Origin of the sequence: Streptomyces sp. NPDC057002 (genome assembly GCF_042673825.1) — a bacterium.
Classification (GTDB): domain Bacteria; phylum Actinomycetota; class Actinomycetes; order Streptomycetales; family Streptomycetaceae; genus Streptomyces.
This window is the reverse complement of sequence record NZ_JBHURZ010000003.1, coordinates 1,017,696-1,043,008: the sequence shown is the minus strand read 5'-3', so window position 1 is coordinate 1,043,008 and position 25,313 is coordinate 1,017,696. Positions and strand designations below refer to the sequence as shown.

Below are 25,313 nucleotides of genomic sequence, written 5' to 3'. Positions count from 1 at the left end.
GTTGTTGTGCTGTCTTCCGCGAATCGGACGTACTGACGTCCACCACGCAGCCTAACCCTTGTGGGTTCCTGTGCGGGGCCAGATGGTCATGGCAATTTTCGCGACCGCCTCCAGTTCCTCCCGGCTCGCCCCGTCCCGCGCCTGTTGTGACATGCCCTGGATCATCGCCCCGACGTGGCGGGCCAGGGCGGCGGCGTCGGTGGCCGACGGCAGCACGCCGGCGGCGACATCGGCCCTGATGCGGCTCTCGAACGCGGCGATGTTGGCGTTGCGGCGGTCCCGCAGCGACTGCTCGACCTCGGCGTCCGAGCAGTTCGTGGCGGCGTGGACGACAAGACAGCCGTGCGGGTGGCCGGGTTCCGTGTACGCGGTGGCGGCCTCGCGCAGCGTGCGCTCGACGGCGGCCAGGGCGGTGGACTCCTCGGCGAGGGCACGTTCGGTGAGGGAGCCGTGCCCCGCGCCGTAGACGCGGACGACCTCCTCGAAGAGGGAGCGCTTGTCGCCGAAGGCCGCGTAGAGGCTGGGGGCGCCGATCTCCATGACGCGGGTGAGATCGGAGACGGACGTGGCCTCGTAGCCGTGCTCCCAGAAGGCCAGCAGGGCCTTCTCCAGCGCGGTCTCGCGATCGAAGGAGCGGGGGCGGCCGCGAGGCCGGCCCTTCTTCTTGCCCTCGCCGGCGGTCTCCACCCTCCGGGTGTCCGCGGCGGCATGCCTCTCGGTCTTCGCGGTCGTGTCGTCGCCGTTCACCATGGGGTGCATTTTATAGCGGGCACTAGAGAAATGTCGGCGGGCTGCTGTACGGTTTTTCTGTAGCGACCACTAGGAAAATGCGAAGGGGGCGCGGCCATGGGCGTGCTCACGGGCCGGACGGCACTCGTCACAGGCGCGAGCAGGGGCATCGGGCGAGGGATCGCCGAGCGACTGGGGCGCGACGGCGCGCGGGTCGCGGTGCACTACGGCAGGAGCGAGGCGGCGGCGAAGGAGACGGTCGCGGCGATCGAGGCGGCGGGCGGCTCGGCGTTCACGGTGGGCGTCGAGCTCGGAGTACCGGGCGACGCCGAGGCGCTGTGGGAGGAGTTCGACCGGCACGCGGACGGGCTCGACATCCTGGTGAACAACGCGGGGATCGGGAACACGCGACCGATCGGGGAACTGGACGAGCGGGGGTACGACGAGGTCTTCGCGGTCAATGTGAAGGCGCCGTTCTTCATCCTCAAGCACGGCATGACGCGACTGCGGGACGGCGGCCGGGTCGTCAACATCTCGTCGGGGCTGGCCCGGACGGCGGTGATGCCGGACAACATGGCCTACGCGATGACGAAGGGCGCACTGGACGTCCTCTCACGGGACCTGTCCAAGGTGCTGGGCCCTCGGGGCATCACGGTGAACTCGGTGGCGCCCGGGATCATCGACACGGACAACACGGCCGAGCTGCTCCACGGAAGTGCCGACGGCTGGGCGAAGGCCGCCGCGATATCGGCGCTGGGCGGAGTGGGCGAGCCCGCCGAGGTCGCCGACGTGGTGGCGTTCCTGGCGTCGGACGAGGGCCGGTGGGTGACGGGGAGCTGGGTGGATGTGACGGGGGGTTCGCTGACGTAGACGGGCGCGAGCGACCTCGGGGCACGCTCGCGCGCACCCAAGCCGGCCTCGCGCGACGGCGGTCAGGGCCAAGGGCACTTCCCCGGCGCCCTTGAGCCTCCGTGGTTCAGCGCGTCTCCGTCACCTTCGCCAGGGCGCGCGGCGCGTCCGGGTCCTGGCCGCGGGCGATGGTGACCTCATAGGCGAGGAGTTGGAGGGGGATGATCTCCAGGACGGGCTGGACCTCTTCGGCCACGCCCTCCGTCGGCAGGGCGAAGCCGGCCGATGCCTGCTCGACCTGGTGCCGGGGCCCGATGACGACCAGGTCGGCGCCGCGACCGCGCAGCCGGTCGAGGACGGGCTGGAGCGCTTCGCCGCCCTTGCCGTCGGTGACCACGGCGATGACCGGGGAGACGTTGTCCACCATGGCGAGCGGGCCGTGCAGCAGATCGGCGCCGGAGTAGGAGAGGGCGGGGATGTAGCTGGTCTCCATCAGCTTGAGGGCGGCCTCCTTGGCCGTGGGGTAGCCGTAGCCGCGCGAGGTGATCACCATGCGCTCGGCGAAGCGGTAGCGGGCGGCGAGGGTGCGCACCTCGTCCTGCCGGGCGAGCAGTTGCCCGGCGAGGTCCGGCAGGACGTGCGCGGGGGCGCCGTCGCCGCCGCGCAGGCCCTCGACGAACAGGTAGAGAGCGAGGAGGGAGGCGGTGTAGGTCTTGGTCGCGGGGAGCGCCTTCTCCGGTCCGGCCATGATGTCGATGTGGTACTCGGAGACGTCGGCGAGCGGCGAGCCGGGGTTGTTGGTCACGGCCAGGGTGATCGCGCCGGCCTCGCGGGCGGCCCGGGTCGAGGCGACCAGGTCCGGGGAGCCGCCGGACTGGCTGATGGTGACGACGAGGACGTCTGTGAGGTCGGGGCGGGCGCCGTAGGCCGTGGTGGTGGACATCGAGGTGAGTCCGCAGGGCAGGCCGAGGCGGATCTCCAGAAGGTACTTGGCGTATAGGGCGGCGTTGTCGGAGGTGCCGCGGGCGGTCAGCAGGACGAAGCGGGGTGCGCGGGCGGCGATCCGCCGTGCCACGTCCCGGACGGCGGGGGCGCCGTCGGCCAGGATCCGGCGCAGGACGGCGGGCTGCTCGGCCATCTCCCGGGCCATGGTCCGGCCCGGGATGCCGCTGAAGGGGTCCGGTGTGGCGGCGGTCATGGCGGGTTCCTTCCGTGGCGCGGGCGTCAGCAGTTCCCATTCCACTCCCCCAGGCCGGAGAACGCCCCCGCGCGACCGGCACTGTTCACCTGGCCGAGGCCTGGTCGGCACAGTCCTGCCGCCCTCCCGGGAACGAGTGCGTACACCCTGGGAGCGGCGGCCCCGCTCTGTTAGATTGGTCTAAACCACATGCCCCTTCGAGGGTCCAGTCCCAGTCGGGCATTCCTCTCAGATCGGCAGGCCCAGCGTGGAAGTTGTCATCGTTCCGGACGCCAAGGCGGGCGGCGAGCTCATAGCCGAGGCCATGGCCCGGCTGCTCAGGCGCAAGCCCGACGCGCTGCTCGGTGTGGCGACGGGCTCGACGCCACTGCCCGTGTACGAGGCGCTGGCGGCCAAGGTGCTCTCCGGCGCCGTGGAGGTCACGGGGGCGCGGATCGCGCAGCTCGACGAGTATGTGGGGCTGCCCGCCGACCATCCGGAGTCGTACCGCTCCGTGCTGCGGCGTGAGGTGCTGGAGCCGCTCGGGATCGGGATGGGCCGGTTCACGGGCCCGGACGGCACCGCCGAGGATGTGCAGGCCGCGTGCGAGGCGTACGACAAGGCGCTCTCGGACGCCGGAGGCGTGGACCTTCAGCTGCTCGGGATCGGGACCGACGGACACATAGGGTTCAACGAGCCGTGCTCGTCACTGGCGTCGCGGACCCGGATCAAGACGCTGACCGAGCAGACCCGGATCGACAACGCCCGGTTCTTCGACGGCGACATCGACCAGGTGCCGCATCACGTGATCACGCAGGGCATCGGGACCATCCTGGAGGCCCGGCACCTGGTGCTGCTCGCCACCGGCGAGGGCAAGGCGGACGCGGTCGCCGCGACGGTGGAAGGCCCGGTGGCCGCGGTGTGCCCCGCGTCCGCGCTCCAGCTCCACCCGCACGCGACCGTCGTCGTCGACGAGGCCGCCGCGTCGAAGCTGAAGCTGGCGGACTACTTCCGGCACACGTACGTCAACAAGCCGGAGTGGCAGGGGATCTAGGGCCTATTGGCGAAGTCTCCCTTTTCGTTCGGATCATGCCAGGGGCGCGGGGGCCTCGCGTTCCAGCACGTCGTCCTCGGCCGGCTCGTCCTGGGCGCGCAGGCCGGCGACCCAGAGCGGCATCACCCAGTGGACGACGAGGACGGCGATGAGCAGGGGCGCAGCGTAGGCCTTCGGGGCATCGCCGTCGAAGAGGCCCGCCGCGAGCAGGGCGAGTACGGCCGCCGCGAGGAGCAGGGTCGTCATGCGGTGGGCGCGGGCCAGGACGCGGCTGCGTTCCGCCGACTGCCTCTCGTCCAGGACGTGTTCGCGCAGCTCCAGCAGGCCCCTGGTGGCGCCGTTGATGACGCCGGTCGCGACCATCCAGGGAAACAGCAGTACGGCCATCACGGCGACGGGCCACAGCGGTTCGCCCTCGGCGAGGAAGAAGTGGGTCATCAGTCCGCCGAGGGCCGCGGTGAGGGTGATGTGCGCCGCGACGGCCAGATGTCGGCGGGCCGCCGTGGCGTACCAGGCCCGGCCCCGGCCGTCGTTCATCAGGCGCAGCATGCTCCGGTCGTAGCGGGTCAGGCGTGTCGTCGTCATGGCTGGTTCCTCCCGTAGACCTCGTCCGTGAGCGGCCGGAACGGTTCGAGGGAGAACACGGCCTCGACCGGCAGACCGAAGAACTTCGAGATCTTCAGCGCCAGGTCGAGGCTCGGGTTGTACTGCCCTCGCTCGATGTAGCCGATGGTCTGATAGTGGGCTCCCACTGCCTCGGCCAGGCTCTGGCGCGACACCTTCCGTTCGGCGCGCACCATGGCCAACCTGTTGTGCACCTGCTCGCTCATGTATAAGAAGTACTACATTCGGATGCAGCCTTACAACCCGCTGGCTTCGGCAAGTCCGGTGATCACCTCGGCTGCCGCCCGGCCGCAGACGCGGGCCGCGCCGTGGGTGGCGATGTGCAGGGCGCCGCGCGGGGCGGCCTGGGGGACGCCCATCTCGACCACGATGGTGTCCGGGCGGGCGGCCAGGAGGGTGTCGAGGGCCGAGGCCATCCAGGGGTGGCGGTGTTCGTCACGGACGACGGCGACGATGCGGCGCGGACCGGCCGCCTGGAGGGCCGCGCGTCCGGCGCTCGCCCCGCTCTTCCCGTCCGTGTCATCCCTGCCGTCCGTGTCATCCCTGCCGTCCTTGCCGTCCCCGGCGGAGAAGCTGCCGGTCACGGTGCCCGGCAGGAGGTGGATGAGTTCCGCGGCGACGCCCCACGGGGTCTCGTCGCCGACCGCGATGTTGGCGACGGGGGTGAGGGCGGCGACGTAGGGCGGTTCGGTGAGGGGCTTGAAGCTCTCCGGGCCCGGGGCGACCGTGACCGTGAGGGCGCGGCGGGCGGCACGCAGGCCGATTTCGCCGGTGTGTGGGTCCTCGGGTGAGGGGGCTGCCGTGCCCGTCCAGCGGGCCAGTGCCCGTACCCGGTCGGCGGCGTCGGCGAGGCGTTCCTCCGGGAGTTCGCCCGTGCGTACCGCCGTGACCAGGGCGTCGCGCAGCCGCAGTACGGTCGCGTCGTCGGCCAGGCCGCCGCCCACGCAGATCGCGTCGGCTCCGGCGGCGACGGCGAGGACGCTGCCGCGTTCGATGCCGTAGGTGCCGGCGATGGCCCGCATCTCCATGCCGTCGGTGACGATGAGGCCGTCATAGCCGAGTTCGCCGCGCAGCAGGCCGGTCAGGATGCGCCGGGAGAGCGTGGCCGGGTGGTCGGGGTCCAGGGCCGGGACCAGGATGTGGGCGCTCATCACGGCCCGGGTGCCGGCGGCGATGGCCGCGCGGAACGGGGTGAGTTCGCGGTCGGTGAGCACGTCCGCGGGGATGTCGATGCGCGGGAGGGAGTGGTGGGAGTCGACGGCCGTGTCGCCGTGGCCGGGGAAGTGCTTGGTGCAGGCGGCGACCCCGGCGGACTGGATGCCTTCGACGTAGGCAGCGGTGTGCCGGGCGGCCAGGGCCGTGTCGGCGCCGAAGGAGCGGACGCCGATCACCGGGTTGGACGGGTTGGAGTTCACGTCGGCGGAGGGGGCCCAGTTGAGGTTCACGCCGCAGGCCGCGAGGCGGCGGCCCAGTTCGTGGGCGACGGCTCGCGTCAGCTCGACGTCGTCGACCGCGCCGAGCGCATGGTTGCCCGGGAAGGAGGAGCCGGACCGCACCTCGAGGCGGGTCACGTCGCCGCCTTCCTCGTCGATCGCGACCAGCACGTCGTCGCGCTCGGCCCGCAGCTGCGCGGTGAGCGCGGCCAGTTGGCCGGGCGAGGCGATGTTGCGGCCGAACAGGCCGACGGAGGCGAGGCCCTCGCCGAGCCGGCGCAGCAGCCAGTCGGGGGCGGTGGTGCCGGTGAAGCCGGGCTGGAGAACCGTCAGGGCGTCACGCGTGAGCGTGTCGGCACCGCTGGCGAGTGTCGTCATCGGGTGGGGTCATCCCTTCACGGCGCCCGCGGTCAGGCCCGCGGCCATCTTGCGCTGGACGAGGAGGAAGAGGGCGACGATGGGCACGGCCATCATCGTGGCGCCGGCCATCATCGGGGCGTATTCGGTGCCGTGCTTGGTGGTGAAGTTGCCGAGCCAGACGGTCGCGGTCTGGTTCTTCTGGCTGAGCAGCATCAGGGCGTAGAGGTACTCGTTCCAGGCCTGGATGAAGCCGTAGACCGAGGTGGCGACCATGCCGGGGGCCAGGAGCGGGAAGACGACCCGGAGGAAGGCGCCCGTGCGGGAGCAGCCGTCGACCATGGCCGCCTCCTCCAGTTCCTTCGGGATGTTGACGATGAAGCCGCGCAGCGTCCACACCGTGAACGGGAGGACGAAGGTCAGATAGGTGATGATGAGGCCGGTCAGCCGGTCGTACTGGCCCAGGTCGTTGAGCAGCAGGAACACCGGGATGATCATGGCGACCAGCGGCACCATCTGGACCGCCAGGATGCCCACGATCACGATCTTCCGGCCGCGGAAGGCGAACCGGGAGATGGCGAGCGCGGCCAGCAGCCCGACGGCCATGCCGATGACGACGACCGCCAGCGACACCACCAGGCTGCGGCCCACCGGGCCCCAGAAGTCGGCGATGTCCAGCGCCCGGCCGAAGTTGGCGAAGGTGATGCCGGTCGGCAGCAGGCTCGGGTCCGGGTCGATGGCGTCCTTGGCGGGCTTGAACGCCGTGTTGAGCATCCAGTAGAGCGGGAAGCCGGCGACGACGAAGACCAGGAGGCCGAGGAGGTTCCAGCCGAGCCGCGACTTGCGGCGGCCGGCTCCGGCGAGCGTGCTCATTCGACCTCTCCGATCTTCAGCATCTGCCGCATGTAGACGGCGACCACGCCGAGCAGCAGCAGGACGGTGATCAGCGCGATGGCGGAACCCTGCGCGTAGTCGTTGACCACGAACGCCCGGTCGTAGGAGTAGGTGTTGAGGACCTGGAACTCCGGCTCGGGGTGGCCGTTGCGCATGACGAACACCTGGGGGAAGACGCCCATGTCCCAGATGACCGACAGGGTCGTGAGCATCACGATGATCGGCTTGAGGACGGGCAGGGTGACGTAGCGGAAGACGCCCCAGGAGCCGGCGCCGTCCAGGCGGGCCGCCTCCTCCAGTTCCTTCGGGACCTGGGTGAGTCCCGCGCTGAGCGTGATGACCACGAAGGGCACCGCTCCCCACACCACCAGCAGCATGATCACGGCCAGGCCCTCCGGCCCGCTCGCGAACCAGTTGTGGCCGATCATCTCGACGCCGGGCAGCTTGCTGAGCAGCGCGTTGAAGACGCCGTAGTCCGAGTCGAAGAGCCACTTGAAGACGGTGGTCGCCACGATCACCGGCATGCCCCAGCTCGCCACCAGCACGATGTTGATGAGCACCTTCAGCCAGCCGGAGACCCGCTGGAGCAGCAGGGCGAGCGCCATGCCGATCACCATCGTGAAGACGACGGCCCCGGCAGCGAAGACGATGGTGCGCAGGACGACGGCCCAGAACTCGCCGTCCCCGAGCACCTTGGCGAAGTTGTCGAACCCGACCGACTCGGCCGGCTGGAAGCCCCACAGCTGGGACTGCCCGAACTTCTGGAAGGAGAGGGTGACCAGCCGGGCCAGCGGATAGCCCATGACCAGGGCGAGGATCAGCAGGCAGGGCGCGAGCAGCAGCCAGGGGGCCGTGGCCCCGCCCGACGGCCGCTTCACCCGTGGCGGCGCGTCGGCAAGGGGTGGCGGTGCCTGTCGCGGTGGCGGCACCTTGGCGGGGGTGGTGGTGTCTGCGGCACTCATCGCGTGCTCCTCGGCGCTCCCTCAGGTCTGACGACGGCGGGGCTCCGCCCGGTGAGGGAGCCCCGCCCGTAGGTCACTTCGTGTTGATGACCTTGTCGATCGCGGCGTCCGCGTCCTTGGCGGCGGCCTCGACCGACTTCTTGCCGGTGCCGATGCTCTGCAGCATGGTCTGCAGGATCTGCGCCTTCTCGACCTGGCCCCAGCCGGGGGCCATCGGGACGAACCAGTTGGACTCGGCCGCGGTGGCGGGGACCGCCGTCGCCGGGTCGTTCTTCAGCGTCGCGAGGTCGGTCTTGTTGTTGGGCAGATTGCCCTTGGCCATCAGGCCCTTCTGCCCGGAGGAGCCGGTGTAGGCGTTGATCCACTCGGCGGCCAGGTCCTGCGCGCCGGACTTCACCGGCACGGCGAGGTCGGAGCCGCCCAGGAAGACGGGCATGTTCTTGCCGGACGGGCCGGGCATCACGAAGTTCTCGAGGTTGCCCTTGAGCTTGCCGGTCTTGTCGTTCTTCGGGTCCTCGGCGGTCGCGCCCTCCCAGGCGGCGGCGAAGATCATGGCGGACTTGCCCTGGCCGTAGACGATATAGCGGTCGGACTCGTCCTTGGTCTTGTCGCCGTGCATGTAGGAGTCGACGACGTTCTTGAACTCCGTCAGGCCCTTGAGGGACTCGGGCGAGGAGAGAGAGGCCTTCCACTGGCCGCCCGACTCGGTGGCGATGGCGCCGCCGGCGTCGTAGACGAAGGACATGGCCGCGTACCAGTCGCGGGTGGGCTGGTACCAGGCGTTGTACTTGCCGCCCTCCTTCTTCTGGATCTTGTCCAGGGCGGCGGTCAGCTCCTTGTAGGTCTTCGGGGGCGTCTTCACACCGACCGAAGCCGCGATGTCCTTGCGCCAGTTGGCGACGCGGCCGCCGGCGTAGTACGGGACGCCGTAGGTCTTGTCCTCGTAGGTGACCGAGGCCTTGAGGCCGTCCAGCCAGGCGTCGGAGTTGTCGAACTTCGCCGGGTCCAGGGGAGCGAAGGCGCCCTTGACCATGTAGCCGAGCATCTCGGTGTTGCCCATCTCGACCACGTCGGGCGCCTTGTCGGTGGCGAGGACGGCGTCGAGCTTGGCGTTCTTGTCGGGCCAGCCGTAGTACTCGTGGTTGATCTTGAGACCGGGGTGCTTCTTCTGCACCGCCGCGTCGGCGGCCTTCACCAGCTGCGGCCAGTTGTTCTGGGCATCGACGGTGAGCCAGACGGTCAGCTCCTTGGCGTCCGCGCCGCCCTTGTCCGAATTCCCGCCCTCGCCCCCGCACGCCGCGATGGAGACCATCATGCCCGCGATACCGATCGCGGATATCAGCTTGCGCTTCACGCCACCCTCCTCAGCTGGACCATTGGTGTAGACCAGTAGGGAGGAGCTTGGCCTGGACCACGAGACCTGTCAAGAGGTCCGATAAGGCTCTGACCAGCCGTTATGCGACCTACATATGCAGGAACCTTTAAGTAATAAGCCAGCGAAATACCGGCTGTACACGCCATACTTCAGGTAGACCACTGGATGTTGTGGACTAGACCAAAAGCGGCGCCGACGGTATACAAGTGGGATCGTGTCGGCAGACCGAGCCGGGAAGGCGGAGCATGAGCACCGACGTCAGCAGTGCGGAGAACGAGAACGGGGCGCCCGTCCGTACCGCACGCGTGCCCAAGTACTACCGCCTGAAGAAGCACCTGCTCGACATGACGGACACACAGGCGCCCGGCACACCGGTCCCGCCCGAGCGCACGCTGGCCGCGGAGTTCGACACCTCGCGCACGACCGTGCGCCAGGCACTTCAGGAGCTGGTCGTCGAGGGGCGCCTGGAGCGCATCCAGGGCAAGGGCACGTTCGTCGCCAAGCCGAAAGTCTCCCAGGCGCTGCAACTGACCTCGTACACCGAGGACATGCGCGCCCAGGGCCTGGAACCCACCTCGCAGCTGCTGGACATCGGCTACATCACCGCTGACGACCGCCTCGCCGGCCTGCTCGACATCGCGCCCGGCGGACGCGTGCTGCGCATCGAGCGGCTGCGCATGGCCAACGGCGAGCCGATGGCCATCGAGACCACCCATCTGTCCGCCAAGCGCTTCCCCGCGCTGCGGCGGTCGCTGGTGAAGTACACGTCCCTGTACACCGCGCTGGCGGAGGTCTACGACGTCCATCTCGCGGAGGCCGAGGAGACCATCGAGACGTCGCTGGCCACCCCGCGCGAGGCCGGCCTGCTCGGCACGGACGTCGGCCTGCCGATGCTGATGCTGTCCCGGCACTCGCTGGACCGGGAGGGGCAGCCGGTGGAGTGGGTGCGGTCGGTGTACCGGGGGGACCGGTACAAGTTCGTGGCCCGGCTGAAGCGGCCTGTCGAGTAGCGCCCGACGCGGACCGCTGGTGAGCCCCGGTTTCTATTGGGTGTCGCATTGCGGACGAGGGGTTCCGTTCCCGCCGCATGCTGACCTAGATTGCCTGCGCATTACACAGGTGATCACTGAGGGGACGGAGCCGCCTGATGTCGCAAGCCCCAGAAGCCGGTAGAGGTCCGGTGGTGACGCCGATGCGCGTCGTCATCGGCGTCTGCCTCCTAGCGCCCTTCGTGGCCATGCTGTGGGTCGGCTCGTACGCCAAGACCGACCCGGCCTTCATCGGCATACCGTTCTTCTACTGGTATCAGATGGCGTGGGTGCTCATCTCCACCGCGCTGACGATGACCGCCTACAAGCTGTGGCAGCGTGACCAGCGCGCCCGTAAGGAAGGTGCGCGGTGAAGGACGGCGTGAACGGCGTCGCACTCGCCGTCTTCATCTTCTTCTTCCTGCTCGTCACGGTCATGGGCTTCCTGGCCTCACGGTGGCGCAAGGCCGAGAACGAGAACAGCCTGGACGAGTGGGGCCTGGGCGGCCGGTCGTTCGGCACCTGGGTCACCTGGTTCCTGCTCGGTGGCGACCTGTACACGGCGTACACCTTCGTGGCCGTACCGGCGGCGATCTACGCGGCGGGCGCGGCGGGCTTCTTCGCGGTGCCGTACACGATCCTGGTCTACCCGCTGATCTTCACCTTCCTCCCCCGCCTGTGGTCGGTGTCCCACAAGCACGGGTACGTGACGACGTCCGACTTCGTGCGGGGCCGCTTCGGCTCCAAGGGCCTGTCGCTGGCCGTGGCCGTCACCGGCATCCTCGCGACCATGCCGTACATCGCGCTCCAGCTCGTCGGCATCCAGGCCGTGCTGGACGTGATGGGCGTCGGCGGCGGCGAGGACACCAACTGGTTCATCAAGGACCTGCCGCTGCTGATCGCGTTCGGTGTGCTGGCGGCCTACACGTACTCCTCGGGCCTGCGTGCCCCGGCGCTGATCGCCTTCGTCAAGGACACCCTGATCTACATCGTCATCGCGGTGGCGATCATCTACATCCCGATCAAGCTGGGCGGCTTCGACGAGATCTTCGCCAGGGCGGGCGACGCGTACAGCCAGACCAACCCGGCGACGGGTGCGGCACGCGGTGCGCTGGTGCCGCCGGAGGCTGGCCAGTGGACGTACGCCACGCTGGCGCTCGGCTCGGCGCTCGCGCTGTTCATGTACCCGCACTCGATCACTGCGACGCTGTCCTCGCGCAGCCGTGAGGTGATCCGCCGCAACACCACGATCCTGCCGCTGTACTCGCTGATGCTGGGCCTGCTCGCGCTGCTCGGTTTCATGGCGATCGCGGCCGGGATCAAGGTGCAGAACGGGCAGCTGGCGATCCCGCAGCTGTTCGAGACGATGTTCCCGGACTGGTTCGCCGGTGTGGCCTTCGCGGCGATCGGCATCGGGGCGCTCGTGCCGGCGGCCATCATGTCCATCGCGGCCGCGAACCTCTTCACCCGCAACATCTACAAGGACTTCCTCAAGCCGGACGCCACGCCGGCGCAGGAGACCAAGGTCTCCAAGCTGGTCTCCCTGCTGGTGAAGGTGGGCGCGCTGGCCTTCGTCCTCACCATGGACAAGACCGTCGCCATCAACTTCCAGCTGCTCGGCGGCATCTGGATCCTGCAGACCTTCCCGGCCCTGGTCGGCGGCCTGTTCACCCGCTGGTTCCACCGCTGGGCGCTGCTCGCGGGCTGGGCGGTCGGCATGATCTACGGCACTGCCGCCGCGTACGGGGTCGCCTCGCCGACCCAGAAGCACTTCGGCGGCTCGTCGAAGGAGATCCCCGGCATCGGCGAGATCGGCTACATCGGCCTCACGGCGTTCGTCCTGAACGTGGTGGTGACGGTGGTCCTCACCTTCGCCCTGAAGGCCCTCAAGGCCCCCGACGGCATCGACGAGACCAAGCCGGAGGACTACACGGCGGACGCGGGCGACCCGGGGGTCCAGGTGGAGCTTCCGCCGGCCACCGCGGGCTCCGCCCACTAGAACCGACCGGGCACGTACGCCCGCAGCGGGCCGCCGGTAATCAACCACACCGGCGGCCCGCTGTCGTACACACTCACGCCATGGACACCTTGATCCGGCGAGTGAAGCCCACCGAGTACGGCCCCCTCGGCGAGATGACGGCCCACGCCTATCTCGCCGACGGCCTTCTCGACTTCGGCGAGAGCGACGAGTACCTCCACGAACTGCGAGACGTCGCCAGACGGGCAGCCGCAGCCGACGTCCTGGTCGCCGTCGAGAACGACACCCTCCTCGGCGGCGTCACCTTCGTACCGTCCGGCGGCCCCATGGCCGACATAGCCGGCCCGGGAGAGGCCGAGATACGGATGCTCGCGGTCTCGCACACCGCCCGCGGCCGCGGCACCGGCGAGGCCCTCGTAGCCGCCTGCATCGACCGCGCACGGGCCACGCCCGGCTGCGTCCGCATCGTGCTGTCGACCCAGCGCACCATGCGCACAGCCCACCGCATCTACGAACGCCTGGGTTTCACCCGCACTCCCGAGCGCGACTGGAACCCGCTCCCGCAGCTGGCGGACATCACTCTCCTCACCTACCAGTTGACGCTCTGAAACCAGCACGACACAACATCTGGGGGTGCCGCCCGAACCCGGCACAAGATGTATGCTCGTGCTCGCTGTCGCCGCAGGGGAATCCGGTGCGAATCCGGAACTGTCCCGCAACGGTGTACTTGTGCATGTCTGTTCCCAGAACGCCACGCACAGGAGTCAGTCCGAGGACCTGCCGACAGCGCACCCGGCCGTCCGGCCGGGGTGCCCTGACGTCCGGGCCTCGTGGAATGGGCCGGTGGACGCGACGCCGTGTGCGCTCGTGTGCTGCCCCCTGCCCTGTGCGAGGCCCCTTGCCGAGCGAGGGAGAGCCCCACGTGACCATCGCGCCAGCCGAACCGGTCTCAGCTTCCGAAGAAGAGCACGACGGTCCCGGTGCCGCGCTGCTGCGGACCCTGACCGAGCTGACCGCCGATCTCCCCGACGCCGACCCCGGCCGGGTCGCCGCCGCCGCGCTGCGCGGCCGGTCCGCGCGGGGGGCCGTGCCGGATGTCATCGTGGAACTGCGCGAGCTCGCGACGGAGTCGGCCGCCGGCCTCATCTCCGAGGACCCCGCCTACTCCCGGCTGGCCGCGCGCCTGCTGACGATCGGCATCCGCGAAGAGGCCGCCTCCCAGGGCGTCACGTGCTTCACCGAGTCCGTCGCGGTCGGCCACCGGGAGGGGCTGATCGCCGACCGGACCGCCGAGTTCGTGCGCCTGCACGCCGCCCGGCTCGACGCGCTCATCGACCGGGCCGCCGACGACCGCTTCGGCTACTTCGGCCTGCGGACGCTGCACAGCCGCTACCTGCTCCGCCACCCGATCACCCGCAAGGTCGTCGAGACGCCCCAGCACTTCATGCTGCGCGTCGCCGCCGGCCTCGCCGAGGACGACACGGCACAGGCCGTCGACGAGGTCGCCGCGCTCTACGGGCTCATGAGCCGCCTCGACTACCTCCCGTCCTCCCCCACCCTCTTCAACTCCGGCACCCGGCACCCCCAGATGTCGTCCTGCTACCTCCTCGACTCCCCCAAGGACGAGCTGGACTCGATCTACGACCGGTACCACCAGGTGGCGCGGCTGTCGAAGCACGCGGGCGGCATCGGGCTGTCCTACTCCCGTATCCGTGCGCGCGGTTCGCTGATCCGCGGCACCAACGGCCACTCCAACGGCATCGTCCCGTTCCTGAAGACGCTCGACGCCTCGGTCGCCGCCGTGAACCAGGGCGGTCGCCGCAAGGGCGCGGCCGCGGTCTATCTGGAGACCTGGCACTCCGACATCGAGGAGTTCCTGGAGCTGCGCGACAACACCGGCGAGGACGCCCGCCGTACGCACAATCTGAACCTGGCGCACTGGGTGCCGGACGAGTTCATGCGGCGGGTGAACGCCGACGGGCAGTGGTCGCTGTTCTCCCCCTCTGACGTTCCCGAGCTGGTCGACCTGTACGGCGAGGAGTTCGACGCCGCGTACCGGGCGGCCGAGGCGAAGGGCCTGGCGAGGAAGACCCTGCCCGCCCGTGAGCTGTACGGCCGAATGATGCGCGCCCTCGCGCAGACCGGCAACGGCTGGATGACCTTCAAGGACGCCGCCAACCGCACCGCCAACCAGACGGCCGAGCCGGGCCACGTCGTCCACTCCTCCAACCTCTGCACGGAGATCCTGGAGGTCACCAGCGACGGGGAGACGGCGGTCTGCAACCTGGGCTCGGTCAACCTGGGTTCCTTTGTCGACACATCGACCGGCGATCTCGACTGGGAACGGCTGGACGAGACCGTCCGTACGGCCGTCACGTTCCTCGACCGGGTCGTGGACATCAACTTCTACCCGACCGAGCAGGCGGGCCGCTCCAACGCCCGGTGGCGTCCGGTCGGCCTCGGGGCCATGGGCCTGCAGGACGTCTTCTTCAAGCTGCGCCTGCCCTTCGACTCGCCCGAGGCCAAGGCGCTCTCCACCCGTATCGCCGAGCGCGTCATGCTCGCCGCGTACGAGGCCTCCGCCGACCTCGCCGAGCGCAGCGGCCCGCTGCCGGCCTGGGAGAAGACCCGTACGGCCAGGGGCGTGCTGCACCCCGACCACTACGACGTGGAGCTGACCTGGCCCGAGCGCTGGGCGGCCCTGCGCGAGCGCATCGCCACGACCGGCATGCGCAACTCCCTGCTCCTCGCCATCGCGCCCACGGCCACCATCGCCTCCATCGCGGGCGTGTACGAGTGCATCGAGCCGCAGGTGTCCAACCTGTTCAAGCGCGAGACGCTGTCGGGTGAGTTCCTCCAGGTCAACTCCTACCTGGTGGACGAGCTCAAGCGGCTCGGCGTGTGGGACGCCCGCAGCCGGGAGGCGCTGCGCGAAGCGAACGGCTCGGTGCAGGAGTTCGCCTGGATCCCCGAGGACGTACGGGCGCTCTACCGGACGGCGTGGGAGGTCCCGCAGCGCGGTCTGATCGACATGGCGGCGGCCAGGACACCGTTCCTGGACCAGTCCCAGTCCCTGAACCTCTTCATGGAGACGCCGACCATCGGCAAGCTCTCCTCGATGTACGCGTACGCCTGGAAGGCCGGGCTGAAGACGACGTACTACCTGCGTTCGCGTCCGGCGACCCGCATCGCCCGCGCGGCCCAGGCCACTGTCCCCGTGCAGGCCGCCACCCCGGACCCCGAAGCGGTCGCCTGCTCCCTGGAAAACCCCGAGTCCTGCGAGGCCTGCCAGTAATGACCACCCGGAATCTTCTCGACCCCGGCTTCGAGCTCACCCTGCGCCCCATGCGCTACCCGGACTTCTACGAGCGCTACCGGGACGCCATCAAGAACACCTGGACCGTGGAGGAGGTCGACCTCCACTCGGACGTGACCGACCTCGCCAAGCTGTCCCCGATGGAGCAGCACCTGATCGGCCGGCTGGTCGCCTTCTTCGCCACGGGCGACTCGATCGTCGCGAACAACCTGGTGCTGACGCTGTACAAGCACATCAACTCCCCCGAGGCGCGGCTGTATCTGAGCCGGCAGCTCTTCGAGGAGGCCGTGCACGTCCAGTTCTATCTGACGCTGCTGGACACCTATCTCCCCGACCCGGAGGACCGTGCCGCCGCGTTCGACGCGGTGGAGAACATCCCCTCCATCCGCGAGAAGGCCGGGTTCTGCTTCAAGTGGATGGACTCGGTGGAGAAGCTGGACCGGCTGGAGACCCAGGCCGACCGCCGCCGCTTCCTGCTGAACCTGATCTGCTTCGCCGCGTGCATCGAGGGCCTGTTCTTCTACGGCGCCTTCGCCTACGTCTACTGGTTCCGCAGCCGCGGCCTGCTGCACGGCCTGGCCACCGGCACCAACTGGGTGTTCCGGGACGAGACGATGCACATGTCCTTCGCCTTCGACGTGGTCGACACCGTCCGCAAGGAGGAGCCGGAGCTGTTCGACGACCAGCTCGAGCAGCAGGTCACGGACATGCTGCGGGAGGCCGTCGAGGCCGAGCTGCAGTTCGCGCGCGACCTGTGCGGTGACGGCCTCCCGGGCATGAACACCGAGTCGATGCGGCAGTACCTGGAGTGCGTCGCCGACCAGCGGCTCACCCGGCTCGGCTTCGCTCCGGTGTACGGCTCCGAGAACCCCTTCTCCTTCATGGAGCTCCAGGGGGTTCAGGAGCTGACCAACTTCTTCGAGCGGCGCCCCTCGGCGTACCAGGTGGCGGTGGAGGGCACCGTCGACCTGGACGAGGACTTCTGAGCCCGCTCGCTCTCCCGGGCCTCCTGGGCCTCCCTGATCTGACGGTCGACGCGCCTGTCGCGCACGATGCCGATCACTGACGGGAGGACCAGGAGGACCAGCGTCCCGAGTACGAAGATCATTGCGATGAATGTCTGTGCCTGGTTCGTTTCCATGGACACCACTGTCGCGCCGATGACTCCTTACCGTCAGTGGCAGTACTGCCGTAGACCCTCGAATTACTGCCATAGACGAGGCACACTGGATACATGCTCCAGAACGTGGCCGCCGTCCTGCTCGACGGCGTGAACCCTTTCGAACTGGGTGTGGTGTGCGAGGTCTTCGGCACCGACCGCAGCGACGACGGCCTGCCGGTCTACGATTTCGCGGTCGCCTCGGCCGAGGGCCCGGCGCTGCGCATGAACTCGGGCGTCTCCCTACAGGTCGAGCACGGCTTGGAGCGGCTGGAGACGGCCGATCTGATCGCGGTGCCGGCCGGGCACAGCTACGCCTCCCGTGAGTTCCCGCCGGAGCTGCTGGACGCCCTGCGGCGCGGGGTCGCCCGCGGCTCCCGGGTGCTCAGCGTCTGCTCCGGCGCCTTCGTGCTGGCCGCGGCCGGGCTGCTGGACGACCGCCGCTGCGCCGTGCACTGGAAGCACGCGCGGGACCTCGCCCGGCAGTACCCCCGGGCGGTCGTGGAGCCGGACGTGCTCTACGTCGACGAGGACCCGGTGATCACCTCCGCCGGCACGGCCGCCGGGATCGACGCCTGCCTTCACCTGGTGCGCAAGGAGCAGGGCACCGAGGTCGCCAACAAGATCGCCCGGCGGATGGTGGTGCCGCCGCACCGTGACGGCGGCCAGGCCCAGTACATCGAGCGCCCGCTGCCGCACTCCGAGGGGGACACGATCGGCGACGTGCTGTCGTGGATGGAACGCCACCTCGACGAGGAGGTCACCGTCGAGCAGCTGGCCGCCCACGCCCATATGTCCCCGCGCACCTTCGCCCGCCGCTTCCAGCAGGAGACCGGGACGACTCCCTACCGCTGGGTCCTGCGCCAGCGGCTGCTGGAGGCCCAGCGGCTGCTGGAGGCGACGGACGAGACGATGGACGCGATCGCCGGCCGAACGGGGTTCGGCAACGCGGCCACGCTGCGCCATCACTTCGTCCGGGCGGTGGGCACCACCCCGAACGCCTACCGGCGCACGTTCAGGGGCCCCGAAGCGGCCTGACGGTCACCGGCCCTCACCTCGGCACCGGCCGCAGCAGCAGGTCGTGCGGCCGGAGCGTGATGCCGACGCGCGTGCCGTCGTTCGAACCGGCCACCTGCTCGAAGCGGTACTTCGTGGCCAGCGCCGCCGTGATCAGCGTCAGCTGGGCCATCGAGAAGTGGTCGCTCGGGCACTTGCGGTTGCCGACGCTGAACGGGCTCATGGCGTGCTTCGGGATGTCCTTGACGCGGTCCGGCAGCCAGCGATCGGGGTCGAACTCCAGGTTCCGCTCGTACGACTTCGCGTCGCGCTGGATCGCGAACGGGCTGTAGACGATGTCCGCCCCGGCCGGAATCCGGTATCCGCCGAGTTCCGTGTCCCGTACCGCCCGGCGCGTCAGAATCCAGACGGCGGGGCGCAAACGCATGGCCTCGACGACGACATTGTTGGTGTGCCTGAGTCCCCGGACGTCCTTGAATGCCACCGGCCTCCCACCGGTGACGGCTTCTACTTCGTCACGCACCCGGTCCGCCTGTTCCGGGTGTTCCGCGAGCATATGCAACAGCCACATGATCGTGGAGGCGATGGTTTCGCTGCCGGGGGTGAGGATCGCGACGACCTGATCGTGGATCTCCTGTTCCCCGATGGGGTCGCCATTCTCGTCCTTCGCCTCCAGCAATGCCGTCAGCAAATCGTCCGGCTTTTGACCGGATGCCCGGCGCTCGGCGACGATCTCGTCGACCAGGAGATGCAAATCGGCCAATGCCCGGTTGAATTCACGGTTGGCCGGGAGCGGCAGCTTGTAGAGCGGCCCGAGCGGGACCACCATCCGCCGGTACATGCCGCGGAAGACGGTGGCGAGCGCGACGCACAGCCGCTCCGCCCGCTCGTCCATGTAGTCGCCGCGCAGCAGACAGCGGGCCGCGACGCGCACGGCCACCCGGAAGGACTCGGAGGTGCAGTCGACGGTGTCGCCGGGCCTCCAGCGCTCGGCCAGCGCGTGCGCCTCCTCCTCCATGATCGGCCCGTAGGCGGGGATGGCGTCGAGCCGGAAGGCGGGCTGGATGGTGCGCCGCTGGCGCCGGTGCCGCGGCCCGTTCGCCGTGGCCACCCCCTCCTTGCCGAGCAGGCCCTCCAGGGACTCCCAGAGCGGCCCGGCGATGATGAAGTCGTTGCTCAGCGCCAGTGCGCCGGTGAGGTCCGGGGTGGTGACGGCGTACACGGTCTTCGGCCCGAGCTTCAGGCGGACCACGTCACCGTGGTCGCGCAGCCGGGACATGAACGCCAGCGGGTCGCGCACGAGCTTCAAGCCGTGACCGAGGCCGGGGACTCCGCCGCCCGCCCGGGGCGGCTCACGCAGATCCGGTGCCAGGGCTTCGGGTTGCACAGACTCGACGGTCATTTCTCACCTGCCGCTTCGTTGTTGACGTACGGGGGCGTGGACCGGTCGTCCCAGCTGTCGACCATGTACCGGCCGGACTCGTGGTGGAACCAGTAGACGGAACTGAACCAGTTGCGCATATTGCCCAGACAGGCCCGCACGGCGGCGCTCAGTTCCTTTCCCCGCACGGTGCCGTCGGCGAGGTCGTCAGCGAACAGTAATGCTTCCTGTTCGACGTCAAGGAACTCATTGATGCAATTCTCGACACGGCACCTCAGGTCCACGACCGCCTGCTCCAGAGTCAGCTTCTCATGAGTGATGAGACTGATTCCGAGATTGTGCACCTCGTCGCCCGCTATTTCCTTGGGAAGGGAGCAGAGGTCGTTGTACCATGCGGCGAATTCCTGACTCAGCAGCGCTGCCCGTCGGTATGCCGGGTGTTTCCTGACGGGGTCGGGTATTTCACATCCCGCGGCTGGCTCCAGGAGGTCCGTCCATATCCAGTGGGCGAAGGTGAGCCGGCGCAACCGGAGATATTCGTCGACCGTGGGCACGATTCCGTGGGTACGGTTGTGGAACTCCCGGTCGTACGCGTCGACCACCGCGTGGAAGTGCCGGGCGAACCGGAGGTTCCAGGTCCTCGGCAGGAACGCGTACAGCCGCAGCACGCTGTCCGCGAACCCGGCGACCAGTGGGTCCTCGTGGTGCAGATGAGCCCCGGGGAAGTCGAGGGCCGTGTGCAGCCGGTCCCGCAGCCGCCGCCAGGCGACCGGACGGCCGTGCACGATGTCGCGGTCGTGCCGGTCGTCCCAGACGAAGAACCAGGCGCTGTAGTCCGCGATCGCCTGGAGGACCTCGTCGGGGGCACCGATGTAGTACCCGGCCATGAGGTCGGTGTAGCAAAGGCCGTCGGCATATTCCTCCACCTTGTCCGCGGGCATGAGCCGCTTTTCGAGCAGCCAGGCCCGGGTCTTCTCCTGGCACTTCGGCCAATACGGGTGGAGTTGCCGGGGAAACGCCGCCTCGATCACCGGTAGAGAGAGCGACGGTGGAACTGCCATGGTGGTCGGTGTCGATGTGGTGCCGTCTGGCAAAGCATGCACGAACTAACCCCTCTCAGCCGCCAGTTGGCGCGGGCGCCCCTCCCTTCGTGCCGGGCGTGCGCCGTTGCATACCCCGCTCATCCCATTCAGCACTACAACTGACCGTTCTGGGAACGCATTTGCTTCATTCACTACCCCACAGTGCCGGGATCCTCCCGGTGTGTGACTGGTAACGGATCACCAGGAGAGCAGAAGCGATCGAACGTGCGACGGACAGACGAACGGCACAGGCGAACGGCGTCTGTTCGGGACGGGATTCCCGAACAGACGCCGTTCGCCTGGTGCTCGTGAGGTCTCAGTCGTTCGCGACCACGGGGTAGCGAGGCTCGTTCTCGGCCATCTGCCGCAGCGCGTCCTTGCGCTCCCGCTTGGAGAGCCGGTCGATGTACAGGTAGCCGTAGAGGTGGTCGGTCTCGTGCTGCAAACACCGAGCGAAGTAACCGGTGCCGCGCACCTTGATCGGGTTGCCCTTCTCGTCCTGCCCGGTCACCTCGGCGTAGTCGGGCCGGGCGAGCGGCGCGTACGCGGTGGGCACCGACAGGCAGCCCTCGTTGCTGTCGTCCAGCCGGCGCTTCTCGGCGGGCAGTTCGACGAGCCTGGGGTTGCAGACCACGCCGGTGTGCCGGGCGCCGTCGTCGTCGGGGCAGTCGTAGATGAAGACCTTCAGGTCGACACCGATCTGGTTGGCGGCCAGGCCCACGCCCTCGGCGGTGCGCTGGCTGGCGAACATGTCCGCGACGAGCTGCTGGAACTCCTCGCCGAACTCGGTGACGTCCTTGCACTCCTTGTGCAGCACCGGGTTCCCGACCACCGTGATCGGCCGCGAGGTCCCCCGCTCCCGCCAGGCCGCCTCGCGCTCCTCGCAGTCCTCCGTGTCGATCACGTACCCCTCGTCATCGACGGGGAGCACGCCCGCGTGCTGCTGATCGGTGTCCTGCTGAGCCATGACGTTACGTACGCCTTCCTGAACCAAACCGGGCTGAGATGCGGATACAGACTACGCCGCTGTTCGGACGCCCTTCTTTGTCTTGGGGGCGCGGGGAACTGCGCGAGCAACCACGACGCAGCGGCACCCGACAACGGCGCTAACAGACCTCTTCCAGATCCCGCCAGTCACGGGAATCAGGACTGTCGGCCACCCACCCGTCCAGCAACCCCCGCACAAGAGACGCCGGCGCAGCCAGCCCACACTCCCGCTCCGGCACCCACAGCTGCCCGTCCGTCCGATGCCCCAGCGGCCCGGGATGCCCCGGCTCACTGTGATCATGCGGATCGAGATGCTCCCCGTCACCCTCGTCCGACGGCATCCGGGACTCGGAACACATCCGGCACAGCAAGCGCACCGAAGAGGACCAGTCCTCCGCGGCGAACCCGGCATCCCCCGCCAGCTGCTCCAGCGCGTCCCGGTCCGCCTCGGTCGCCGCCTCCAGCAGCACCACCCACGTCGGCACCGGCGACGGCGCCCACAGCTCGATCTCGTCGAACACCGGGTACGTGTGCCCGGCGGCCGTGGTCCGCTCCCCGTGCGGCACCCCGTCGTGCAGCACGACCTCGCCCCAGCGCCGCCCCGACGACGGCAGCGGAATGGACAGCACCTCGATCCGCGCGGGATCCAGCCGCCGCCCCCACACGACCTCGGCCTCCCCCTCCGGGGACAGCCGTACGGCCGCGCTGCCGAGGTCCATGCCGACGGGCTCGCCGGCGGCCGTGGCGGAACCCGGCATCCGCAGCCCGTAGGCCTGCCAGGCGCGCCGGGCCAGCGGCCAGTCCTGGAGGGCGGTCGCGGCGATGCCGACGTTCCACCAGTCGGGCGCGCCGGTGTCCCGGTCGAGCAGGGCCACGGCCCTGAGGCCCGCCGCCCGCGCCTGCTCCCAATCGTGCCGGAACTTGTGCAGCAGGGCCAGGTTGAACCACGACTCGGACAACCAGGGCTCCAGGTCGGCGGCACGTGTCAACAGTGCGCCCGCGTCCTCGTACCGGCCGTCGCCGATAAGTGTGAACGCCCGGTCTGTGGCCTGCCGCCAGGAGGCGGAGGGCCGGTGCCGTCCCTTGCCGAAGATCCTCACGATTCCCGCCTGCCAGTTCCGTGCGGTGGGCTGGCCGTAGCTGTGTTTCGAGCCCCCGGACACCTTCTCCTTCGCATCCAACCACGTACGGCCTCCGAGGCGCTCATTACCCATGGGTTACCCAGCCACGGGCAGAGTCAGACTGCTCCTTGCCAGTACCCGGGCCAGTGATTCCACCACCTCCGGCGCGTACTTCCCGGCGGTGGCGAGCCGGAGTTCCTCCAGCGCCGTCAGCGGCCCGCCGGGCCCGCCTTCCCTGGACTTCTCCTCGTACGCGTTCACGGCCCGGACGATTCGCGCGGCGAGCGGCTGCTCGGCGTAGGGGTCGGCCTGCCGCTCCACGACCACGGCGACCGTCTCGTCGACCCCCGTATGACGTACGACGGCACCGCCGAGCAGCGCGATCCGCCGCTGTTCCGCCGCGGGCAGGTCGGCGGTGGCGCCCGCCGGCACCGGGTCGACGAGGCTCAGCTGGCCGATGTCGTGCATGAGCGCGGCGTACTCCAGCACGGCCAGTTCGGGCTCGGTCAGGCCCAGGTCCCGCCCCACCGCCTGGCCGAGCGCGGCGACGCGCCGGGCGTGCCCGCAGGGGGTGTAGCCGGCGACCTCGGTGGCCCGCGCGAGGGAGGCGATGGTCTGCCGGTAGGTGGCCCGGACGGCGGCGTACCGCCGGAACGACATCTGGGCGAGCAGCAGCGGCACGGAGAAGACGGGCAGCGCCCACAGCCCGACGACGGCGACCGCGAGCGCCATCACGGCCCCGGTCGCGATGACGGCGGACCCGATGCCGCACACGGCCCGCAGCTCGTCCCGCAGCACCGGGCCGAAGGGCCAGCCGGTGCGGGAGTGGGCCAGGGCGGCGGCGAGCACCGCGTCGCACAGGGCGGTCAGGGACAGCAGCGCGAGCAGCAGCAGCGCGTAGGCGGGTCCGCCCCAGTCGTCGAACATCCCCCGGTTGTACGGGGGCTGGAAGCACACGGCGACGAATCCGACGGTGAGCATGCGGCGCGCGAGATGGTCGAGCGTGGGCCCCTGCCCGCGCGCGACATGCGGCACGCTGCCGAGCAGTGAGGCGGCCAGTACGACGGCGACGACCTGGGCCAGGCCGTGGTGCGTGGCCCGCCCGCCGGCCTCCCCGAGCAGGGCGTACGACAGGGCCGCCGCGGCCCCGAGCGGTGCCGGTTCCCGGATCCGCGCGCCGTTGCGCCGGGTGAGCTCCCCGACGGTGACGAGGACCCCGAAGGCGAGGGCGACGCGGCGTTCCTCGAGTCCGTTGTAGAGGGTGACGGCGAGGGAGCTCGTGGCGAGGAGGGCGGCGGAGGCGTGGACGAGGGTGCGCAGGAGCGGCGCCCCGCACGCGCTCACCGGTGTGCTCCCGGCCGGCTGGAGACGGGCGCGCCGGGCGCGGGCACCCGGGGTGTGCGGGCGTCGTCGGCGGTCACCGCGGGGTGCCAGCCCGCCCGCCGTACGGCCTCGACCAGGGCCGCGACCATCACGGGGTCGAAGTGGCTGCCCGCGCACCGCTCCAGTTCCTCCAGGGCCACCGGGACGGGGCAGGCCCTGCTGTAGCTCCGGGTGGAGGTCATGGCGTCGAAGGCGTCGGCGACCGCCACGACCCGTGCGGACTCCGGGATCTGACGGCCCACCAGCCCGTACGGGTACCCGCTGCCGTCCAGCCGCTCGTGGTGGTGCAGTACGGCGGCACGGGCCTCCCCGAGGAAGCCGATGCCGCGCACCATCTCGTGCCCGTACTCGGGGTGCAGCTCGATCACGCGCCGTTCCTCGGGGGTCAGCGGCCCGTTCTTCCTGAGCAGCCGGGTGGGCACGCCCAGCTTGCCGACGTCGTGCAGGATCCCGGCGAAGCGGAGCACCTCGACGCGCTCGTCGTCCATGCCCAGCTCACGCGCGATCATCATGGACGCCTGCCCGACGCGCTCGCTGTGCCCGCGCGTGTACCCGTCCTTGATGTCCACAGCCTGGACCAGCGCCCGGATGGTCGCCTGGTGGGCGGCCCGTTCCCGGTGGTACTGCGCGAACGCCCACCACGAGACGCACATCGGCAGCAGCACGAGCAGCGCGGCCACGGGACCGTACGGGCTGCGCCACAGGACGGCCATCATCAGCCCGGCGAGCCCGTGCACGGCGATCGGCGCGAGCGAACGCGCCACCAGCCCCCGCCAGGCACGCCGCACCGGTACCCGCTCGGCGGCGGCGAGGATCCCGCCGTCCAGCAGCGCGAGCACCAGGCAGAACGCCAGCACGGCGGCCCCGGCCGGCCCGAGCGCGTAGGGGACGTCGCCCGCGACGACCGCGTCCCGCCCGCCGAGCACCCAGTGCACCCGGGCCGCGGCCCACACTCCGAGGACGAGCTGGGCGGCCCGCCAGATCCGCCGCAGCGCCACGGGCCGCTGCCCGACGGGCGAGAGCAGCGCGGCGGGCACGGCGACCAGGGCGGCGGCGGGCGCCGGCAGCAGGAAGGCGCCGGCGAGGAGCACGGGGTAGAAGGTCCCGGCCGGGTGCGAGATGCCGACGAACCGGGACCGGGCGACGCGCTCGCACCCGGCGTACAGCGCGGCGAGCAGGGCGACCGCCCACCAGGGCGTACGGACGCCCGGCAGCGGGAGCAGACAGCACAGGGCGGCGACGGCGACAGAGGCGACATACACACGTGCCCGAGCCGATACCGCTTCCATGAGCCCCTCCCCGGCCATGTCCGTCAGGCCGGGAGCCTAGGACGGCACTGGGGGGCTCCACGGGCCGATAGCCCGTGGATTAGCACGTTCGAGTGACGCGTTCGAGGGTGACTTGAGG

General features: G+C 69.9%; 23 protein-coding genes and 1 riboswitch. Of the genes, 9 read left to right on the top strand and 14 right to left on the bottom strand.

Annotated elements, in window-relative coordinates:
- Positions 1 to 51: 51 nt before the first annotated feature.
- Positions 52 to 750, bottom strand: coding sequence for a TetR/AcrR family transcriptional regulator (locus ACFT32_RS19585; RefSeq protein ID WP_382490535.1), 699 nt, complete (start codon positions 748 to 750; stop codon positions 52 to 54).
- Positions 751 to 846: 96 nt separating this feature from the next.
- Between ACFT32_RS19585 and ACFT32_RS19580 the strand changes: the two genes are divergently transcribed.
- Positions 847 to 1,599, top strand: a complete 753-nt coding sequence (locus ACFT32_RS19580) for an SDR family oxidoreductase (protein ID WP_382490532.1) — start codon at positions 847 to 849, stop codon at positions 1,597 to 1,599.
- A gap of 106 nt (positions 1,600 to 1,705) precedes the next feature.
- Here the strand turns inward: ACFT32_RS19580 and ACFT32_RS19575 are convergent, their stop codons facing one another.
- Positions 1,706 to 2,776: an SIS domain-containing protein gene (locus ACFT32_RS19575; RefSeq protein ID WP_382490530.1), complete on the bottom strand. Its 1,071-nt coding sequence runs from the start codon at positions 2,774 to 2,776 to the stop codon at positions 1,706 to 1,708.
- A gap of 247 nt (positions 2,777 to 3,023) precedes the next feature.
- Here ACFT32_RS19575 and nagB point away from each other — a divergent pair, with 247 nt between their 5' ends.
- Positions 3,024 to 3,809 (top strand): glucosamine-6-phosphate deaminase, encoded by a 786-nt coding sequence (nagB, locus tag ACFT32_RS19570; protein ID WP_382490527.1) that lies wholly within the window; start codon positions 3,024 to 3,026, stop codon positions 3,807 to 3,809.
- A gap of 33 nt (positions 3,810 to 3,842) precedes the next feature.
- Here nagB and ACFT32_RS19565 read toward each other — a convergent pair whose 3' ends face one another.
- The 6 genes from ACFT32_RS19565 to ACFT32_RS19540 form a co-directional block, all read right to left on the bottom strand.
- Entirely contained in the window at positions 3,843 to 4,394 is a 552-nt protein-coding gene (locus ACFT32_RS19565; RefSeq protein ID WP_382490524.1) for a hypothetical protein, read from the bottom strand.
- On the bottom strand, positions 4,391 to 4,639 hold the full coding sequence (locus ACFT32_RS19560; RefSeq protein ID WP_184590604.1) for a helix-turn-helix transcriptional regulator: 249 nt from the start codon (positions 4,637 to 4,639) through the stop codon (positions 4,391 to 4,393). The genes ACFT32_RS19565 and ACFT32_RS19560 overlap by 4 nt, the downstream gene beginning before the upstream one ends.
- Before the next feature lie 30 nt (positions 4,640 to 4,669).
- Entirely contained in the window at positions 4,670 to 6,244 is a 1,575-nt protein-coding gene (locus ACFT32_RS19555) for a glycoside hydrolase family 3 protein (protein WP_382490522.1), read from the bottom strand.
- Between the two features lie 9 nt (positions 6,245 to 6,253).
- Positions 6,254 to 7,096, bottom strand: coding sequence for a carbohydrate ABC transporter permease (locus tag ACFT32_RS19550; RefSeq protein ID WP_382490519.1), 843 nt, complete (start codon positions 7,094 to 7,096; stop codon positions 6,254 to 6,256).
- Positions 7,093 to 8,079, bottom strand: coding sequence for a carbohydrate ABC transporter permease (locus ACFT32_RS19545; RefSeq protein WP_382490516.1), 987 nt, complete (start codon positions 8,077 to 8,079; stop codon positions 7,093 to 7,095). Before ACFT32_RS19545 ends, ACFT32_RS19550 begins: the two co-directional genes overlap by 4 nt.
- A 73-nt stretch (positions 8,080 to 8,152) precedes the next feature.
- Complete coding sequence (locus tag ACFT32_RS19540; RefSeq protein ID WP_382490513.1) at positions 8,153 to 9,433, bottom strand: extracellular solute-binding protein; 1,281 nt, start codon at positions 9,431 to 9,433, stop codon at positions 8,153 to 8,155.
- Positions 9,434 to 9,699: 266 nt separating this feature from the next.
- Here ACFT32_RS19540 and ACFT32_RS19535 point away from each other — a divergent pair, with 266 nt between their 5' ends.
- The 7 genes from ACFT32_RS19535 (at position 9,700) to ACFT32_RS19505 (ending at position 17,973) form a co-directional block, all read left to right on the top strand.
- Positions 9,700 to 10,464 carry a GntR family transcriptional regulator gene (locus ACFT32_RS19535; RefSeq protein ID WP_215118602.1) on the top strand — a complete coding sequence of 255 codons (765 nt, stop codon included), beginning with the start codon at positions 9,700 to 9,702 and terminating at the stop codon, positions 10,462 to 10,464.
- Between the two features lie 137 nt (positions 10,465 to 10,601).
- A complete protein-coding gene (locus ACFT32_RS19530) occupies positions 10,602 to 10,856 on the top strand; it encodes a DUF3311 domain-containing protein (RefSeq protein ID WP_382490511.1) in 255 nt (84 codons plus the stop codon).
- Positions 10,853 to 12,481 carry a monocarboxylate uptake permease MctP gene (mctP, locus tag ACFT32_RS19525; protein ID WP_382490509.1) on the top strand — a complete coding sequence of 543 codons (1,629 nt, stop codon included), beginning with the start codon at positions 10,853 to 10,855 and terminating at the stop codon, positions 12,479 to 12,481. Before ACFT32_RS19530 ends, mctP begins: the two co-directional genes overlap by 4 nt.
- 80 nt (positions 12,482 to 12,561) lie before the next feature.
- On the top strand, positions 12,562 to 13,068 hold the full coding sequence (locus ACFT32_RS19520) for a GNAT family N-acetyltransferase (protein ID WP_382490507.1): 507 nt from the start codon (positions 12,562 to 12,564) through the stop codon (positions 13,066 to 13,068).
- Positions 13,069 to 13,103: 35 nt separating this feature from the next.
- Positions 13,104 to 13,260: riboswitch (cobalamin riboswitch) on the top strand.
- Positions 13,261 to 13,382: 122 nt separating this feature from the next.
- On the top strand, positions 13,383 to 15,755 hold the full coding sequence (locus ACFT32_RS19515; protein WP_382490505.1) for a ribonucleoside-diphosphate reductase subunit alpha: 2,373 nt from the start codon (positions 13,383 to 13,385) through the stop codon (positions 15,753 to 15,755).
- A complete protein-coding gene (locus ACFT32_RS19510) occupies positions 15,755 to 16,762 on the top strand; it encodes a ribonucleotide-diphosphate reductase subunit beta (RefSeq protein WP_382490503.1) in 1,008 nt (335 codons plus the stop codon). The genes ACFT32_RS19515 and ACFT32_RS19510 overlap by 1 nt, the downstream gene beginning before the upstream one ends.
- A 248-nt stretch (positions 16,763 to 17,010) precedes the next feature.
- On the top strand, positions 17,011 to 17,973 hold the full coding sequence (locus ACFT32_RS19505) for a GlxA family transcriptional regulator (RefSeq protein WP_382490501.1): 963 nt from the start codon (positions 17,011 to 17,013) through the stop codon (positions 17,971 to 17,973).
- A gap of 13 nt (positions 17,974 to 17,986) precedes the next feature.
- On the opposite strand, the gene ACFT32_RS19500 is transcribed toward ACFT32_RS19505, so the two are convergent.
- The 6 genes from ACFT32_RS19500 to ACFT32_RS19475 all read right to left on the bottom strand — a co-directional run bounded on the left by ACFT32_RS19500 (position 17,987) and on the right by ACFT32_RS19475 (position 25,195).
- Positions 17,987 to 19,354, bottom strand: coding sequence for a cytochrome P450 (locus ACFT32_RS19500; RefSeq protein WP_382490499.1), 1,368 nt, complete (start codon positions 19,352 to 19,354; stop codon positions 17,987 to 17,989).
- A complete protein-coding gene (gene cyc1 / locus ACFT32_RS19495; RefSeq protein WP_382490497.1) occupies positions 19,351 to 20,436 on the bottom strand; it encodes an epi-isozizaene synthase in 1,086 nt (361 codons plus the stop codon). Before cyc1 ends, ACFT32_RS19500 begins: the two co-directional genes overlap by 4 nt.
- A gap of 295 nt (positions 20,437 to 20,731) precedes the next feature.
- A complete protein-coding gene (gene def, locus ACFT32_RS19490) occupies positions 20,732 to 21,382 on the bottom strand; it encodes a peptide deformylase (RefSeq protein WP_382490495.1) in 651 nt (216 codons plus the stop codon).
- A 139-nt stretch (positions 21,383 to 21,521) separates the two neighbouring features.
- A complete protein-coding gene (locus ACFT32_RS19485) occupies positions 21,522 to 22,502 on the bottom strand; it encodes a tetratricopeptide repeat protein (RefSeq protein ID WP_382490761.1) in 981 nt (326 codons plus the stop codon).
- Positions 22,503 to 22,619: 117 nt separating this feature from the next.
- Positions 22,620 to 23,867, bottom strand: a complete 1,248-nt coding sequence (locus ACFT32_RS19480) for an HD-GYP domain-containing protein (protein WP_382490493.1) — start codon at positions 23,865 to 23,867, stop codon at positions 22,620 to 22,622.
- Positions 23,864 to 25,195: an HD-GYP domain-containing protein gene (locus tag ACFT32_RS19475; protein ID WP_382490491.1), complete on the bottom strand. Its 1,332-nt coding sequence runs from the start codon at positions 25,193 to 25,195 to the stop codon at positions 23,864 to 23,866. Before ACFT32_RS19475 ends, ACFT32_RS19480 begins: the two co-directional genes overlap by 4 nt.
- Positions 25,196 to 25,313: the final 118 nt, after the last annotated feature.

Coding starts and splice junctions, on each gene's coding strand:
- ACFT32_RS19585 (WP_382490535.1), bottom strand. CDS start 750: ATGGTGAACGGCGACGACACGACCGCGAAGACCGAGAGGCATGCCGCC.
- ACFT32_RS19580 (WP_382490532.1), top strand. CDS start 847: ATGGGCGTGCTCACGGGCCGGACGGCACTCGTCACAGGCGCGAGCAGG.
- ACFT32_RS19575 (WP_382490530.1), bottom strand. CDS start 2,776: ATGACCGCCGCCACACCGGACCCCTTCAGCGGCATCCCGGGCCGGACC.
- ACFT32_RS19565 (WP_382490524.1), bottom strand. CDS start 4,394: ATGACGACGACACGCCTGACCCGCTACGACCGGAGCATGCTGCGCCTG.
- ACFT32_RS19560 (WP_184590604.1), bottom strand. CDS start 4,639: ATGAGCGAGCAGGTGCACAACAGGTTGGCCATGGTGCGCGCCGAACGG.
- ACFT32_RS19555 (WP_382490522.1), bottom strand. CDS start 6,244: ATGACGACACTCGCCAGCGGTGCCGACACGCTCACGCGTGACGCCCTG.
- ACFT32_RS19550 (WP_382490519.1), bottom strand. CDS start 7,096: ATGAGCACGCTCGCCGGAGCCGGCCGCCGCAAGTCGCGGCTCGGCTGG.
- ACFT32_RS19545 (WP_382490516.1), bottom strand. CDS start 8,079: ATGAGTGCCGCAGACACCACCACCCCCGCCAAGGTGCCGCCACCGCGA.
- ACFT32_RS19535 (WP_215118602.1), top strand. CDS start 9,700: ATGAGCACCGACGTCAGCAGTGCGGAGAACGAGAACGGGGCGCCCGTC.
- ACFT32_RS19530 (WP_382490511.1), top strand. CDS start 10,602: ATGTCGCAAGCCCCAGAAGCCGGTAGAGGTCCGGTGGTGACGCCGATG.
- ACFT32_RS19520 (WP_382490507.1), top strand. CDS start 12,562: ATGGACACCTTGATCCGGCGAGTGAAGCCCACCGAGTACGGCCCCCTC.
- ACFT32_RS19510 (WP_382490503.1), top strand. CDS start 15,755: ATGACCACCCGGAATCTTCTCGACCCCGGCTTCGAGCTCACCCTGCGC.
- ACFT32_RS19505 (WP_382490501.1), top strand. CDS start 17,011: ATGCTCCAGAACGTGGCCGCCGTCCTGCTCGACGGCGTGAACCCTTTC.
- ACFT32_RS19500 (WP_382490499.1), bottom strand. CDS start 19,354: ATGACCGTCGAGTCTGTGCAACCCGAAGCCCTGGCACCGGATCTGCGT.
- def (WP_382490495.1), bottom strand. CDS start 21,382: ATGGCTCAGCAGGACACCGATCAGCAGCACGCGGGCGTGCTCCCCGTC.
- ACFT32_RS19475 (WP_382490491.1), bottom strand. CDS start 25,195: ATGGAAGCGGTATCGGCTCGGGCACGTGTGTATGTCGCCTCTGTCGCC.